15 protein-coding genes are annotated in these 14,915 nt (G+C 68.0%); all 15 read left to right on the top strand.

Annotation, left to right across the window (positions count from 1 at the left end):
- Positions 1-1,200, top strand: a complete 1,200-nt coding sequence (locus N5C25_RS07905) for an FtsX-like permease family protein (protein WP_279936738.1) — start codon at positions 1-3, stop codon at positions 1,198-1,200.
- A 129-nt stretch (positions 1,201-1,329) separates the two neighbouring features.
- Entirely contained in the window at positions 1,330-2,727 is a 1,398-nt protein-coding gene (locus N5C25_RS07910) for a cytochrome ubiquinol oxidase subunit I (RefSeq protein ID WP_262214524.1), read from the top strand.
- A gap of 1 nt (position 2,728) precedes the next feature.
- The gene (gene cydB, locus N5C25_RS07915; RefSeq protein WP_279936739.1) at positions 2,729-3,742 is read left to right on the top strand and encodes a cytochrome d ubiquinol oxidase subunit II; all 1,014 of its coding nucleotides are present in this window, start codon (positions 2,729-2,731) and stop codon (positions 3,740-3,742) included.
- 215 nt (positions 3,743-3,957) lie between these two features.
- Entirely contained in the window at positions 3,958-4,701 is a 744-nt protein-coding gene (locus N5C25_RS07920; protein WP_262214522.1) for a beta-ketoacyl synthase chain length factor, read from the top strand.
- Entirely contained in the window at positions 4,694-5,491 is a 798-nt protein-coding gene (locus N5C25_RS07925; RefSeq protein ID WP_279936740.1) for a lysophospholipid acyltransferase family protein, read from the top strand. The genes N5C25_RS07920 and N5C25_RS07925 overlap by 8 nt, the downstream gene beginning before the upstream one ends.
- A complete protein-coding gene (locus N5C25_RS07930) occupies positions 5,478-5,735 on the top strand; it encodes a phosphopantetheine-binding protein (protein WP_005411610.1) in 258 nt (85 codons plus the stop codon). The genes N5C25_RS07925 and N5C25_RS07930 overlap by 14 nt, the downstream gene beginning before the upstream one ends.
- Before the next feature lie 17 nt (positions 5,736-5,752).
- Positions 5,753-6,010, top strand: a complete 258-nt coding sequence (locus N5C25_RS07935; RefSeq protein ID WP_006402206.1) for an acyl carrier protein — start codon at positions 5,753-5,755, stop codon at positions 6,008-6,010.
- Between the two features lie 22 nt (positions 6,011-6,032).
- Positions 6,033-6,584: a membrane protein gene (locus tag N5C25_RS07940; protein WP_026347223.1), complete on the top strand. Its 552-nt coding sequence runs from the start codon at positions 6,033-6,035 to the stop codon at positions 6,582-6,584.
- Entirely contained in the window at positions 6,577-8,262 is a 1,686-nt protein-coding gene (locus N5C25_RS07945) for an AMP-binding protein (protein WP_279936741.1), read from the top strand. Before N5C25_RS07940 ends, N5C25_RS07945 begins: the two co-directional genes overlap by 8 nt.
- Entirely contained in the window at positions 8,252-9,022 is a 771-nt protein-coding gene (locus N5C25_RS07950; protein WP_251102425.1) for a glycosyltransferase family 2 protein, read from the top strand. The genes N5C25_RS07945 and N5C25_RS07950 overlap by 11 nt, the downstream gene beginning before the upstream one ends.
- Before the next feature lies 1 nt (position 9,023).
- Complete coding sequence (locus N5C25_RS07955) at positions 9,024-9,965, top strand: acyltransferase (protein ID WP_279936742.1); 942 nt, start codon at positions 9,024-9,026, stop codon at positions 9,963-9,965.
- Complete coding sequence (locus N5C25_RS07960) at positions 9,955-11,505, top strand: aromatic amino acid ammonia-lyase (protein ID WP_279936743.1); 1,551 nt, start codon at positions 9,955-9,957, stop codon at positions 11,503-11,505. The genes N5C25_RS07955 and N5C25_RS07960 overlap by 11 nt, the downstream gene beginning before the upstream one ends.
- On the top strand, positions 11,492-11,923 hold the full coding sequence (locus tag N5C25_RS07965; protein WP_005411603.1) for an acyl-CoA thioesterase: 432 nt from the start codon (positions 11,492-11,494) through the stop codon (positions 11,921-11,923). Before N5C25_RS07960 ends, N5C25_RS07965 begins: the two co-directional genes overlap by 14 nt.
- Positions 11,920-12,549 (top strand): outer membrane lipoprotein carrier protein LolA, encoded by a 630-nt coding sequence (locus N5C25_RS07970; RefSeq protein WP_279936744.1) that lies wholly within the window; start codon positions 11,920-11,922, stop codon positions 12,547-12,549. The genes N5C25_RS07965 and N5C25_RS07970 overlap by 4 nt, the downstream gene beginning before the upstream one ends.
- Positions 12,542-14,896: an MMPL family transporter gene (locus tag N5C25_RS07975; protein WP_279936745.1), complete on the top strand. Its 2,355-nt coding sequence runs from the start codon at positions 12,542-12,544 to the stop codon at positions 14,894-14,896. The genes N5C25_RS07970 and N5C25_RS07975 overlap by 8 nt, the downstream gene beginning before the upstream one ends.
- Positions 14,897-14,915: the final 19 nt, after the last annotated feature.

The raw sequence follows: 14,915 nt of genomic DNA on the forward strand, positions 1-14,915 counted from the left end.
ATGTTCGAATCGATGAGGGAGATCCGACGGCATTTGGGAAGCGCCGCACTGCTTGCAGTGCAGGCAGCGCTTGCAAGCCTGGCATGTGCGTTCGCACTGCAATCCGCGCTGGACAGCTTCGCCAGATTGAACACCGGGAGCATCCGGGAGGCAGCATCGATTGGTGTGGTCAGGGTATCCGATGTCGAAGAAGGCGCGGATGCAGCAGTGCTGCGGGCAGACCTGTCCGCGATCCGCCTGCCCGGTGTTCAGGACACGGTTGTGAGCGACGCTGTTCCGTTCGGAGGAAGAGCCCATCGATACGGCGTATGCACCAGCGAGTCGGCCATGCTGTATTCGATGAATGCGGGCACGGCAGACGTTGCCGGATGCGATCGCATTCCCGTGGTAACTGCAAGCTCTGGCCTGCTGGCGATGCTGGGCGCGGGAATCGTCCTGGGGCAGGACGCCACGGAGGACGACATGGTTGAAGGCACTCCGGTGGTGCTGATCAGTGAATCGCTGGCTGCCCGACTGTTCGGAACGGAGAGTGCTGTTGGCCGCCACCTGTATTTCGGCCCCGGCAGCAGCCGGGTCATCATGGGCGTATTTGCCTCTGTTGCTGGACCGGCACCAGGTGGTAATGAGCGGGACTCGCAGTGGGCGCTACTTCCGGGCCTCCCCATGGGCGCCAGTCGCTACTATCTGGCGAAGTGGAGGTCGGAGGTTGATCGTTCATCGCTTGATGGTACTGTCGATGCGCTGCAGCGGCCTTATCGGATCGTGACTCCGGCCGGTGTCGAGACCCTGGCGGGATATCGCGATGCCTACGTCAAAGCCGATCGCTTTGCTACGACCGTGCTCGCGGTCATGACGGCCGTTGTTCTCGGTGTGCTGATGGCCGGCGTTTCCGGAGTTGTAGGCGCGTGGCTTGACCGGCGCCGGTACTCCATCGGGGTTCGACGGACATTAGGTGCTCGCAGGTCCGTGATCTTCGCCGAAATCATGTTCGAGGTTTCACTGTTCACCACGCTGGGCGCGCTGCTCGGCGCGTTGTCGTTGCAGTGGGTAGGGGCGCCGCAGGACGGCATCACAGGTTCACCGTGGTTCTCGATATCGAGCGCTGTCGTGCTGGTGATGGCGGCCTGCTTGACTGCAGTGGTACCCCGGGCCCTGCGAATCGCCAAGGAGCCGCCCTTGACCCTGCTGAAGCCCCTGTAGCCCATTCATCCTGTCACCCGGCTTCACCTGCGACAAAGTGAAGCAGCGCGTCACCCGGTCGCATCCCGTCTTAACGAAATCCTCCTAAAGTGGTCCGGTATCCCACCGGTCACAGGCAGGAGGCGTCCCTTGGACGCGTTGTTGTTGTCCCGGATCCAGTTCGGATTCGTCATCAGTTTCCATGTGCTGTTCCCCGCCTTCACCATTGGCACGGCCAGCTGGCTGGCCTTCATCGAATGGCGCTGGCTGCGCACGAAGTTGCCCGTGTGGCGCGAGCTGTATTTCTTCTGGCAGAAGATCTTCGCGGTGTCGTTCGGCATGGGCGTGGTCAGCGGCATCGTCATGGCCTTCCAGTTCGGAACCAACTGGCCACGGCTGAGCGAGGTGGCCGGCACGGTCATCGGCCCGCTGCTGACCTACGAAGTGCTGACCGCGTTCTTCCTGGAAGCCAGCTTCCTCGGCGTGATGATGTTCGGCTGGGGCCGCGTTTCGCCGCGCCTGCATTTCCTGTCCACCTGCATGGTGGCGCTGGGCACGCTGTTCTCCACGTTCTGGATCCTGTCGTCCAACAGCTGGCTGCATACGCCGGCCGGCTACGAGATGGTGAACGGCGTGGTGCATCCGGTGGACTGGTGGCAGGTGGTGTTCAACCCCTCGTTCCCCTATCGCCTGGCGCACATGGCGCTGGGTTCGTTCATCACCACCTGTTTCGTGATCGGTGGCGTGGGCGCGTGGTACCTGCGCAAGGGCACGCACGTGGAAGCGGGCCGGCGCATGTTGATCGCAGCGGTGGCGTTCGCGGCACTGACCGTGCCGGTGCAGATTTTCGTCGGCGACATGCATGGCCTGAACACGCTCAAGCACCAGCCGATGAAGATCGCGGCGATGGAAGCGCACTGGCATGAAACCAAGGAGGGCGAGGGCGTACCGCTGGTGGTGTTCGCGCTGCCGAACGAGAAGGAAGAGCGCAATGATTTCGAAGTTGCCATCCCGAAGCTGGGCAGCGTGATCCTCACCCACTCGCTGGATGGCACCTTCGACCCGCTGACCTCGGTACCGGCCAGCGAGCGGCCGCCGGTGACGCCGGTGTTCTTTGCCTTCCGCATCATGGTCGGGCTGGGCACGCTGATGCTGCTGTTGGCCTGGGTGTCAGCGTTCCAGCTGTGGCGCAGGAAGCTGCTGGATTCGCCGTGGCTGCTGCGCGGCTGGAACTGGATGCTGCCCAGCGGTTTCATCGCGCTGCTGTCCGGGTGGTTCGTCACCGAGATGGGCCGCCAGCCGTGGGTGGTGTATGGCGTGCTGCGCACCGCTGATGCGGTCGGCCCGCAGAGCGCGTGGATGACCGCGCTGTCGCTGGCGGTCTACGTCGTTGGCTACGCCTTCGTGTTCGGCTGGGGCATCTGGTACCTGGTGAAGATCCTGCGCCACGGACCGCGTCCGCACGATGATGGGCCGTCGCTGGACCACGGAAGCCACACCCCGGCACGCCCGCTGTCTGCGGCCGACGAACCGCTGGAGGAGCGCTGACATGGACCTGATGACCTGGCTGCCGGTGGCGTGGTTTGCGGTGATCGGCTTCGGCGTGCTGATGTACGTGGTGCTGGATGGCTTCGTGCTCGGTATCGGCATCCTGGCCCCGTTCGCCGAGGACGAGGAGCAGCTGGACCTGATGATGAACACCGCCGCGCCGATCTGGGACGGCAACGAGACCTGGCTGGTACTGGGCGGCGCCGGGCTGCTGGCGGCGTTCCCGAAGGCCTATGCGGTGCTGTTGTCGGCGCTGTACCTGCCGGTGCTGTTGCTGGTGGTGGCGCTGGTGTTCCGCGGCGTGGCCTTCGAGTTCCGCTTCAAGGCACATCGATCGCGCCGGGTGTGGAGCGTGGCGTTCGGCCTCGGTTCGCTGCTGGCGACCTTTGCCCAGGGCGTGATCCTCGGCACCCTGGTGCAGGGCATCCCGCTGGTGGACGGCGTCTACCAGGGCGGCGCATTCACCTGGTTCAGCCCGTTCGCGATGCTGACCGGTGCTGCGTTGGTGGCTGGCTATGCGTTGTTGGGCAGCACCTGGCTGATCCTGAAGACCGAAGGGCGCGTGCAGGCGCTGGCCCGGCAGATGACCCGGCCGCTGGTGGTGGCGGTGATCGCGGCGATGGGCCTGGTCAGCAGCTGGCTGCCGTTCCTCGATTCGCGGTTGATGGCGCGCTGGTTCAGCGACGGCAACTTCTGGTGGCTGTCGCCGGTGCCGCTGTTGACGCTGGCGGTGGCCGCCGCGCTGTGGCGCAGCGCGACCCATCCGCGCCGCGACCTGCCGCCGTTCCTGCTCAGCCTGGCCTTGTTCGTGCTTGGCTTCCTCGGCCTGGTGCTGGGCATGTGGCCCTATCTGCTGCCGCCGTCGATGACCCTGTGGCAGGCCGCCGCGCCGGCCTCCTCGCTGGGCTTCAGCCTGGTCGGGCTGGTCATTCTGCTGCCGGTCATCCTCGGCTATACGGCGTGGTCGTACCGGGTGTTCCGCGGCAAAGTGCGCGCCGATAGCGGTTACCACTGATCGATTGAAGCGGGGCCCGCTGGTGCCGGGCCCCCTGTTGTGGAATGTGAAATCTGCACACCCCGGGCGGGACGTGCTAGCGTGCGCTCCTTTCCGGCAGCCAGGGGGGCAGCCGGCGACGTCCTGGACGGACGCACGGCTGCAGGAACGGGGGGCCGCCGCGCGTCGCCGTAATGGCTCGTGCCTATCGTTCTCCCGTTGAAGCACCTTCGCTAATGATCGAATTCTCCATCGTCGACTGGGCCGCCTGGGCGCCCGGCCTGAGTGAGCGCAGCCAGTGGCTGGGCTGGGCCGATGCGCCGTATCCGCCGGTTGGCGAAGACACGCCGCCGCTCGCCGAAATCCCGGCAATGCAGCGCCGCCGCATCGAGCGGCTGGGCCGGATGGCGATCCAGGCTGCCTGCTGGTGCGAGGACGGGCAGGGCGCTGACAGCCAGGTGCCGCTGGTGTTCGCCAGCCGCCACGGCGACGTGGCCCGTTCGATGGAGCTGCTGGGCGCGCTCGCCAGCGATCAGCCCCTGTCACCGACGGGGTTCGGCCTGTCGGTGCACAACGCGATCGCTGCGCTGTACTCGATCGCGCGCGGTCACCGCGGCAACTACCTGGCGCTGGCCGCCGGCCAGGCCACGGTCGAGACCGCCTGCCTGGAAGCGGCCGGTCTGCTCGCCGATGGCGCCCGCGAAGTGCGGGTGGTGGTCTATGAGTCGCCGCTTCCTGAAATTTACGCGACGTTTGCCGACGAACCTGACCCGTTCTTTGCCTGGTGCTGGCGTTTGACGGCGCCGATGCCGGGCCAGCCGATCCTCTCCCTGCAGTGGGAGGCGGCGCCGGGGGCCACTGCCACCGCCTCGGGCACGCTGCCGCACGCGCTGGACCTGCACCGCTTTCTGCTGTCCGGCGCGCCGGCGCTGGAGCACGTGGCTCAGGGCCAGCGTTGGCGCTGGGGGCGCCGTGGCTGAGGCGCTGCGCCGTCTCGATCATGCTTGGCGGGTGCTCGGCACCGGCCTGAGCTTTGCCGCATTCGGTTTGGGCGGGCTGCTGCTCGGCGTTCTGGTGATGCCGGTGCTGCTGCTGATGCGTGATCCGGTGGCGCGGCGCCGCCGTGCCCGGCGCGTGGTCCAGGTCGCGTTCGCCAGCCATCTGCGGCTGATGCGCGGGCTGGGGGTGATGACCTACGAGATCGAGGGCGGCGAACGCCTGCAGCGCGACGGCCTGCTGGTGCTGGCCAACCATCCGACCCTGATCGACGTGGTCTGCCTGATCTCGCTGCTTCCCAACGCCGACTGCGTGGTCAAGCGGGCGGTGGCCTGCAACCCGTTCATGCGCGGCCCGGTGCGGGCTGCCGGCTACATCTCCAATGACGATGGCGCCGGCCTGGTCGATGACTGTGTGGCCGCAGTGCGCGCCGGAGGCACCCTGGTCATCTTCCCGGAAGGCACCCGCAGCGTGCCGGGGCAGCCACCGCAGCTGCAGCGCGGGGCCGCCAACATCGCCGTACGGGGCCGCATCGACGTCACCCCGGTGCGGATCACCTGCAGCCCGCCAACGCTGACCAAGGGGCAGAAGTGGTATCGTGTCCCCTCACGTCGCTTTCACGTTCGGCTGCAGATCGGCGAAGATATCCCGATCGCGCCATTTCTGGCCGAAGACGACTCGCCAAGGGGGGATGCCTTGGCGGCCCGTCGCGTCACCGAGCACCTTTCTCGTTATTTCGACCTGTCTGGAGATCCGAACCGTGCAAGCACTTGAGCACGAGATCAAGGAATTGATCATTTCCTCCCTTTCGCTGGAGGACATCACGCCGGAGGACATCGATCCGACCGCGCCGCTGTTCGTCGAGGGCCTCGGCCTGGATTCGATCGACGCGCTGGAGCTGGGACTGGCGCTGCAGAAGAAGTACGGTGTCAGCCTCTCGGCCGATTCGGAAGAAACCCGTCGCCATTTCTCCAGCGTGCGCGCGCTCGGCGAGTTCGTCGCCGCCCGCCAGTCGTAACGGCGCCAGGAATTGCCATGACCAAGAATGAACTGTTCGAACGCATCGTCAGCATCCTGACCGACAGCTTCGAGATCGAAACGGCCCGGATCACCCCGGAAGCCCGCCTGTACGACGACCTGGACATCGACAGCATCGATGCGGTGGACCTGATCGTGCAGCTCAAGCCGCTGCTCGGCCGCAACCTGCAGCCGGAAGCGTTCAAGGCCGTGCGTACCGTGCAGGACATCGTCGATGTGGTGCACAGGCTGCTGCCGGACCAGGCAGCAGCCTGACCGCAGCGCCGACGGCTCCACCATGGCACGCGCACGCACGGTCGTGGTGGCTGCGATCTCGCTGGCCTACCCGGTACTGGTGTACCTGGCGATGGGTCGTTTCGAGCCACGCTGGCTGTCGCTGCTGCTGTTCACCCTGGCCCTGCTGCGCGCGCTGAGTTCGCGCCAGCCGCTGTGGTGGGCCGCAGCGGCGGGCACCGGCCTGCTGGCGGTACTGGCTACCGTGCTCAACCAGGCCCTGCCACTGAAGCTGTACCCGGCGCTGGTCAATGCGGTGATGCTGGCAGTGTTCGGCACCAGCCTGCGCTTCGGGCCACCGCTGGTGGAGCGCCTGGCGCGGCTGCAGGAGCCGGACCTGCCCCCGTTCGCGGTGGCCTATACCCGACGCGTCACCCAGGTGTGGTGCGGGTTTTTCGTTCTCAACGGCAGCCTGGCCCTGCTGACCGCGCTGTACGCGTCGGACCGGGCCTGGATGCTCTACAACGGATTGTTGGCGTACGTCATGATGGGCGTGTTGTTCGCAGGTGAGTGGCTGGTGCGGCGGCGGGTGAAGGCGGCGCACGCGCATGGCTGAGTGGATTGCCCTTGACAGGCTGCTGCTGGCGGCGCTGCCGCATCGAAGCGTTGGCGTCTGCGATGGCGAGGTGATCGACCACGCCCACTTCCGCCAGCGCGTGCTGGCCTGGCGCGCCGCCTTTGCGGCGGCCGAAGGCCGCGACTGGGCCCTGTACTTCGATGACGCCGTGGCCTTTGCCGCGGCGTTGTTCGGTGCCTGGCATGCCGGCAAGCGGGTGTTCCTGGCCGCCGACAACCTGCCGGCCACGCTGCAGGCGTTGCAGCCGCAGGTGAACGGTTTCGCAGGCGACGTGTCGGCCGACTATCGCCCGCTGGCGGCGCTGGACGCCACGCTGGACGACGAACTGCAGATGCTGGACGAACGCGCCTGCGAGCTGAGCGTGTTCACCTCCGGCAGTACCGGCCAGCCGAGCGCGATCGGCAAGCGCCTGGACCAGCTGGCGCGCGAGGTGGATGCGCTGCAGGCTGCGTTCGGCGCACAGATGGAGGGCGTGCAGGTGCATGGCACGGTATCCCACCAGCACATCTACGGCCTGCTGTTCCGCGTGCTGTGGCCGTTGGCCGCCGGCCGCCTGATCCATCCACGCCGGTTCTTCCATGAAGACCTGGTGGGTGCGCTGGCCGGTACCGACACGGTGCTGGTGGCGACGCCAGCCCACCTCAAGCGCCTGCCCGAGCAGCTGGACTGGGCCAGCCTGCATGGCCGCCTGCGCGCGGTGTTCTCCTCCGGCGGCCCGCTGCCGGAAGAAGCCGCACGCCAGGTGCGGCAGTGGCTGGGTGTGGCGCCGACCGAGGTTTACGGCAGCAGCGAAACCGGTGGCATCGCCTGGCGCCGCTGGGACACCGGCCTGCCACCGTGGCAACCGTTGCCGGGCGTGCAGTGGCGCATCGAGGATGGCTGCCTGGCCGTCGCCTCGGCGCATCTGGAAACCCTCGACTGGTGGCGTACCCAGGACCGCGTGGAAGCGTTGGCCGATGGCCGGTTCCGCCTGCTGGGCCGGGCCGATCGCATCGTCAAGATCGAAGAACGCCGCGTCTCGCTGGATGCACTGGAGCGCGCGCTGCGCGAAGACGCCGAAGTGGACGACGCGCGCGTGCTGGTCCTGCCCGGCCAGCGCGAGCAGCTGGCGGCCGTGGTGGTACCGGCTGACCGGGCGCTGCTGGCGGGTGGTGACACCGCGCGCCGCGCCCTGGGCCAGCGCCTTGGCGCGCGCCTGGCGCACGCGCATGACGCAGTGACCCGTCCGCGCCGCTGGCGCCTGGTGCAGGCGCTGCCGATCAATGCGCAGGGCAAGGTGACCCAGGCCGCGCTGGCGGCGCTGTTCCAGCCGTTGATGCCGGTGCCGGCGTGGGATCACCGCGATGCCGCCAGCGCCACCCTGCGCATGACCCTCGACCCGGCGCTGCGGCCGTTCCAGGGCCACTTCCCGCAGGCGGCGATCCTGCCCGGCGTGGCGCAGCTGGACTGGGCCGTGCGTTTCGGCCGCCAGGTGTTCGCAATGCCGGCAGCGTTTCTGCGCATGGATGCGGTGAAGTTCCAGCATGTGGCCCGCCCCGGCGATGAGCTGACCCTGCAGCTGGACTGGGATGCCGCGCGCAATGTGCTGGCCTTCCGCTACACCTCCAGCCACGGTGTGCATGCCAGCGGCAAGGTGGTTTTCGCCGATGCGGACTGATCCGGCCGTTGCCGGTGCCGCATTCGCGCCACTGGTGGTGATTCCCGTCTACGACCACGAGCACGCCATCGCGGCGGTGGTCGACGGCGTGCAGGCCGCGGGACTGCCCTGCCTGCTGGTCGACGATGGTTCGCACGATGGGTGCGCGGCGGTGCTGCGCGCGCTGGCACAACGCCAGGGTATCGACCTGCTGCGTCTGGACGTGAACCAGGGCAAGGGCGGGGCAATGCTGGCCGGTTTCGCCGAGGCCGGCGCGCGAGGCTACAGCCACGTGCTGCAGATCGATGCCGACGGCCAGCATGATACGGCTGACCTGCCACGCTTCATCGAAGCCGCGCGCCTGCACCCGGGTGCAGTGATCTGTGGCATTCCGGCCTACGACGCCAGTGTTCCCAAGGCGCGCCTGTACGGTCGCTACGCCACCCACATCTGGGTCTGGATCAACACGCTCTCGCTGCACCTGCGCGACACCATGTGCGGCTTCCGCGTGTATCCACTGCCGCCGGTGCTGCGCGTGATCGGTGAAGAGACCATCGGCCGGCGCATGGATTTCGATACCGAAATAATGGTGCGCCTGTACTGGCGTGGGCTGCCGGTCGAGCACCTGGCCACGCGCGTGACCTATCCTGCCGATGGCGTGTCGCACTTCGATGTGTGGCGCGACAACGTGCGCATCAGCCGCATGCATACCCGTCTGTTCTTCGGCATGCTCTGGCGCGCGCCGCGCCTGCTGTGGCGCCGCCTGCGGGGGCAGCGCTGAGATGACGGCCGCGCAGGGCGCCCCACACTGGGCCGACATCGGCGAATCCACCTCGGTGGCCGGCGTGCTGTTCCTGTGCTGGGTGCACCGCTGGTTCGGGCGCTGGCCGTTCCGCCTGTGCGTGTGGCCGGTGGTGGCCTGCCATTGGCTGGGCAACCGTGTAGGGCGCCAGGCCTCGATGCAGTACCTGCAGCGGCTGCAGGCGCACAGCGGCGTGCTCGGCCGCGCGCCGACACGGCGTGACAGCCTGCGCCACTTCTTTACCTTCGCCGACACGATGCTGGACAAGATCCTCGGCCTGGGCGGGCGCTACCCGGCCGAACGCATCCACCTGCACCGCGACCTGGTGCTGCAGAAGATCGCGCGCCGCGAAGGCGGGTTGATCCTCACCGCGCACATCGGCTGCCTGGAGCTGTGCCAGGTGCTGGCCGAGCAGGTGCCGGGATTCCGCATCACCGTGCTGGTGCACACCGCGCATGCGCAGCGCTTCAATCGCCTGCTGCAGCGGCTGGATCCGCTGGCAGCGGTGGAACTGGTGCAGGTGACGGAAATGGGGCCGGCCACGGCGGTGATGCTGGCCGAGCGCGTGGCGGCGGGAGGCTTCGTCGCCATCGTTGGCGACCGCACGCCGGTACAGGGCGGCCGCAGCGTCACCGCCGATTTCCTGGGCCACCGCGCGCCGTTCCCGATCGGCGCCTATGTGCTCGCCGCCGCGCTGGGGTGCCCGGTCTACACCATGGCCTGCCTGCACCAGGGCGACGGCTATCGGGTGGCATTCGAACAGTTCGCCGGACGCATCGTGCTGCCGCGTGGCTCGCGCGACGCCGCGCTGGCCGAACAGGCACAGCGCTTCGCGCGCTGGCTGGAACTGCAGGTCATCCAGTCCCCGTTGGACTGGTTCAATTTCTTCCCCTTCTGGGATCAGGCTCCGCATGACGACTGACGCCGTACCCGTGTGCCGCTTTGGCGATGCACCGTTGACCATCGAAGACGTGGTTGCCCTGGCCCAGCGCCAGTGTGAGGCCGCACTGAGCGACGCGCCGGCATTCCGCGCGCACATCCAGCGCGGCGCCGACTTCCTCGACCGCCTGCTGCGCGAGGACGGCGTGATCTACGGTGTAACCACCGGCTATGGCGACTCGTGCACGGTGAACATCCCGCCGGCACTGGTGGCTGAACTGCCGCACCACCTGTACACCTACCATGGCTGCGGCCTGGGCCGTTACCTGGACCCGGTCGAGACCCGTGCGGTGCTGGCCGCGCGCCTGGCGTCGCTGGTGCGCGGCATGTCCGGTGTCAGCCTGCCGCTGCTGGAAGGCCTGGCCACGCTGCTGCAGCACGACGTGCTGCCGATGATTCCGGCCGAAGGCTCGGTCGGTGCCAGTGGCGACCTGACCCCGCTGTCGTACGTGGCGGCAGTGCTGTGCGGCGAACGCGAGGTGCTGCACGAGGGCCGCGTGCAGCCGGCCGCCGAGGTGCTGGCGAAGATCGGCATGACCCTGCTGAAACTGCGGCCGAAGGAAGGCCTGGCGATCATGAACGGCACCGCGGTGATGACCGGCCTGGCCTGCCTGGCCTGGCAGCGCGCCGATTACCTGGCCCGCATGGCCACGCGCCTGACCGCGTTCAACGTGCTGGCCAGCGACGGCAACGCGCACCACTTCGACGAGACCCTGTTCGCGGCCAAGCCGCACCCGGGCCAGGGCCGCATCGCCGCGCGCCTGCGCAGCGACCTGCACAGCGAGCGCCCGCCGCGCAATGAACAGCGCCTGCAGGACCGCTATTCGCTGCGCTGCGCACCGCATGTGATCGGCGTGCTGGAGGACAGCCTGCCGTTCCTGCGCCAGCTGATCGAAACCGAGCTGAACAGCGCCAACGACAACCCGCTGATCGATGCCGATGGCGAGCGGATCCTGCACGGCGGCCACTTCTACGGCGGCCACATCGCGCTGGCGATGGACACCCTGAAGAACACCGTGGCCAACGTTGCCGATCTGCTCGACCGGCAGCTGGCGCTGGTGGTCGATGCCCGCTACAACCATGGCCTTCCGGCCAACCTGTCGGCGGCCACCGGCCCGCGCGCGGCCATCAACCATGGCCTGAAGGCGCTGCAGATCAGCGTGTCGGCCTGGACCGCCGAAGCGCTGAAGCAGACCATGCCGGCCAGCGTGTTCTCGCGCTCCACCGAGTGCCACAACCAGGACAAGGTCAGCATGGGCACCATTGCCGCGCGCGACTGCCTGCGCGTGATCGAGCTGACCGAGCAGGTGGTGGCGGCAATGCTGATCGCCGCGCGCCAGGGCCTGGCGCTGCGTGAACGGGTTGGCCTGAATGCGCAGCTGCATGGCAGTCTGGCCGACATGTACGCCGACCTGGGGCAACGCATCGCCCTGGTCGAGGAAGACCGCGCGCTGGATCGCGAACTGCGGGAACTGCTGGTGGAGATCCGCGCGCAACGTTGGGAGCTGTATGCCGGTGAATGAGGCCATTGAACGGGTTGGCGAGATTGCGTTGACCCCCGCCTTCCATGACTGCGATCCGATGAACGTGGTCTGGCATGGCAACTACTTCAAGTACTTCGAGATCGCGCGCTGCGCGCTGCTCGGTCGCTACGACTACGACTACCCGCAGATGCTCGAATCGGGCTACCTGTGGCCGGTGGTCGATGCGCGGGTGAAGTACGTGCGCCCGCTGCTGTTCAACCAGGCGCTGCGTGTGGTCGCGCGCATCGTGGAATGGGAGAACCGGCTGAAGATCGAGTATGAAATCCTCGATGCGGAAAGCGGCCAGGTGCTGACCCGCGCGATGACCATCCAGGTCGCGGTGGACGCGGCCAGCAAGGAAATGCTGTACCAGTGCCCGCCGGTACTGTGGGAACGCCTGGGAGTGCCTGCACCGTGAACACCCTTGTCCGTCTTTCCAGCGCGCTGCTGTGCGCGCTGATCTTCGTTGCCGCACCGCAGGTGCAGGCGGCCGACCCCGCCATTGATGCGATCACCCAGGCGGTGGCGCGGCCGGACGTGATGCGTGGCCAGTTCAGCCAGGAAAAGCAGGTCAGCGGCTTCAGGAACCCGCTGCGCTCGCAGGGCCAGTTCGTGGTCGCGCGCCAGCATGGCGTGATCTGGACCACGCTCAAGCCGTTCCCCTCCGAAGTGGTGGTCACCGCCGACCGCATCCTCAGCCGCCAGCGCGATGGCAGCACCCGTGTCGAGCTCGATGCACGGCAGCAGCCGGCGATGCGTTCGGTGAACGCGATCATGTTCGCGCTGATGAGTGGCGACGTGCAGGCGCTGTCCGGCCAGTTCAACGTGGCGGCCAGCCGTGAAGGGCAGGGCTGGCGGCTGCGGCTGACGCCGAAGTCGGCGATGCTGGCCAAGGCATTCCAGTCGCTGACCCTGCAGGGCGACCGCTACGTGCGCCAGGTCGAGATCGTCGAGGCCAACAAGGACCGCACGCAGATCCAGTTCAGCGCGCTGAGCGAAGCGCCGGCCACGCTCACCGCCGACGAGGCACGCCGCTTTGAGTGAGGGGGCAGCATCGAACGGGCCGGACCGGTTGCGGCGCTGGTGGCACTGGCTGGGCATCGCCTGGCTGGTGCTCCTGCTGGTGTTGGGTGCGCAGCAATGGCGCCTGTGGAGCCAGCAGTCGCGGATCGACACCGACATCCTCGCCCTGCTGCCGCAGGATGCGCATGACCGCCTGTTGAGTGACGTCACCCGGCGCATCGCCGACGGCAGCTCGCGCCAGGTGGTGGTGCTGCTGGGCAGCAAGGATGGCGCCGCCGCCAAGCGCGCACAGGCGGCGTTCGCTGCGGCGATGGCGGCGGATGCCGACAGCGCGTTGCTGGTGCCCAGCGGTTCGATCGAAGGCTGGTTCGACGAGGCGCGCGCGTTCTACGCACCGTACCGCGACCGCCTGCTGACCCCGGCCCAGCGCGAGCAGCTGCAGGGCAGCGAACCGGGCGCGTTGGCCGAGCAGGCGTTGGCTGCGCTGTACGGCCCGATGGGCGCCCCGCGCCTGACCGACTGGCGCCAGGACCCGCTGTCGCTGTGGCCGCAATGGTGGCAGCAGCAGGCGCAGGGGTCGGGGTTGCGGCTGGGCGATGACGGCCTGCTCGAAGCCGAGGGCAGGCATTGGGCCGTGCTGCAGTTCGATACACCTGGTTCGGCATTCCAGCTTGACGGCGAACGCCATCTCGATGGCCTGCTGGAACGCGCCGGAAAGGCGGCCAAGGCCGTAGCACCGGAGCTGGAGATCCTGCACGCCGGCGTGCCGCTGCATGCGGAGGCAGCCGCAGTGCAGGCCAACCGTGAGATCAACACGATCGGCTGGGGCTCGCTGGCCGCGGTGCTGCTGCTGGTGTGGCTGGCGTTCCGTTCGCTGCGCCCGATCCTGCTGGTCGCCGCGTCATTGCTGATCGGCTGCGGCGTGGCACTGGCGGTGACCGTGCTGGTGTTTGGCAAGGTGCACGTGCTGACCCTGGTGTTCGGTGCATCGCTGGTGGGTGTGGCCGAGGATTACGGCATCCACTGGTTCGCCTCGCGCCAGGCCGAGCCGGCCGATCGTCGCTGGAAGCTGCTGCGGCACCTGCTGCCCGGCCTGTGGCTGGCCCTGCTGACCAGCGCGCTGGCCTACCTGGCACTGGGCCTGGCCCCGTTCCCGGGCCTGCGCCAGATGGCGCTGTTCTCGGTGGTCGGCCTGGCGGCTGCTTTCCTCACGGTGATCTTCTGGTTCCCGTGGCTCGATGGCGGCGGGATCCGCCAGACCCGGTTCTCGCAGTGGCTGGGCAATACGCTGGAACGTTTCCCGCGCCTGCATGGCCGTCGCGCGGTGACGATGTTCGTGGTGATCACGCTGGCACTGCCTGCAATCGGCATCGCACGCCTGCACAGCAACGACGACCTGCGCAGCCTGCAGTCATCACCGCCAGCGTTGATGGCGCAGCAGATCCGCCTGAGCCAGCTGCTGGGCATGCCCAGCCCGGCGCAGTTCTACCTGGTGCAGGGCGCGGATGCTGCGCAGCTGCTGCAGCGCGAGGAAGCACTGACCGAGCGCCTGCGTGTACTGGCCAACGACAAGCGCATTGGTGGCTATCGCGCGATCAGTGACTGGCTGCCATCACCGGCACGCCAGCAGGCCGATGCCGCGCTGACCGCGAAGGTGGAACCTGGCGTGCTGTCGGCCGTGTCCGAGGCGGTGGGAGAGCCGCTGCAGCGTCCGCAGTTCGCCGCAGCGCCGCTGACCGCCGAAGCCTTCCTGGCCTCGCCGGCCTCGCAGCCATTCCGCCACCTGTGGGTGGGTGAAGTCGGTGGGCAGATGATCAGCGTGGTGATGGTCGACGACCTGTCGCGCGCCGATGCCCTGGCCACGCTGGAAGGTGCCGCCGAGGGCCTGCCCGGTGTGCGCTGGGTGGACCGCACCGCCGACTTCTCGCAGCTGCTGGGCCACTACCGCAAGCTGATGGGCGGGCTGCTGCTGGTCGGCATCGTACTGGTGTTCGGTGCGCTGTGGTTGCGCTACCGCCGCCAGGCCTGGCGCGTGTTTGCCCCGACCCTGATTGCCGGCGCATTGACCTTGGGCCTGCTGGGCCTGTTCGGCCAGCCGCTGCAGCTGTTCAACGTGCTGGCACTGATGCTGCTGCTGGGCATGGGTATCGACTACGGCATTTTCCTGATCGAGCACCGCGGCGATGCCAGCGCCTGGCTGGCCGTGTGCGTGGGCGCGGCCAGCACCTGGCTGTCGTTCGGCCTGCTGGGCCTGTCGCAGACCCCGGCGTTGCGCGCGTTCGGCCTGACCCTGCTGTTCGGCATCGGCCTGGTCTGGCTGATCTCGCCGCTGTTCCGTCCGCCGCCGCACGATCTGCCGCCGGCCTGAGCCTGTTTTCCGACTTCCT

Source organism: Stenotrophomonas sp. GD03958, from assembly GCF_029839005.1.
GTDB classification, from domain to species: Bacteria; Pseudomonadota; Gammaproteobacteria; order Xanthomonadales; family Xanthomonadaceae; genus Stenotrophomonas; species Stenotrophomonas hibiscicola.

Coding starts and splice junctions, on each gene's coding strand:
- N5C25_RS07905 (WP_279936738.1), top strand. CDS start 1: ATGTTCGAATCGATGAGGGAGATCCGACGGCATTTGGGAAGCGCCGCA.
- N5C25_RS07950 (WP_251102425.1), top strand. CDS start 8,252: ATGCGGACTGATCCGGCCGTTGCCGGTGCCGCATTCGCGCCACTGGTG.
- N5C25_RS07965 (WP_005411603.1), top strand. CDS start 11,492: ATGCCGGTGAATGAGGCCATTGAACGGGTTGGCGAGATTGCGTTGACC.
- N5C25_RS07935 (WP_006402206.1), top strand. CDS start 5,753: ATGACCAAGAATGAACTGTTCGAACGCATCGTCAGCATCCTGACCGAC.
- N5C25_RS07945 (WP_279936741.1), top strand. CDS start 6,577: ATGGCTGAGTGGATTGCCCTTGACAGGCTGCTGCTGGCGGCGCTGCCG.
- N5C25_RS07940 (WP_026347223.1), top strand. CDS start 6,033: ATGGCACGCGCACGCACGGTCGTGGTGGCTGCGATCTCGCTGGCCTAC.
- N5C25_RS07920 (WP_262214522.1), top strand. CDS start 3,958: ATGATCGAATTCTCCATCGTCGACTGGGCCGCCTGGGCGCCCGGCCTG.
- N5C25_RS07960 (WP_279936743.1), top strand. CDS start 9,955: ATGACGACTGACGCCGTACCCGTGTGCCGCTTTGGCGATGCACCGTTG.
- cydB (WP_279936739.1), top strand. CDS start 2,729: ATGGACCTGATGACCTGGCTGCCGGTGGCGTGGTTTGCGGTGATCGGC.
- N5C25_RS07955 (WP_279936742.1), top strand. CDS start 9,024: ATGACGGCCGCGCAGGGCGCCCCACACTGGGCCGACATCGGCGAATCC.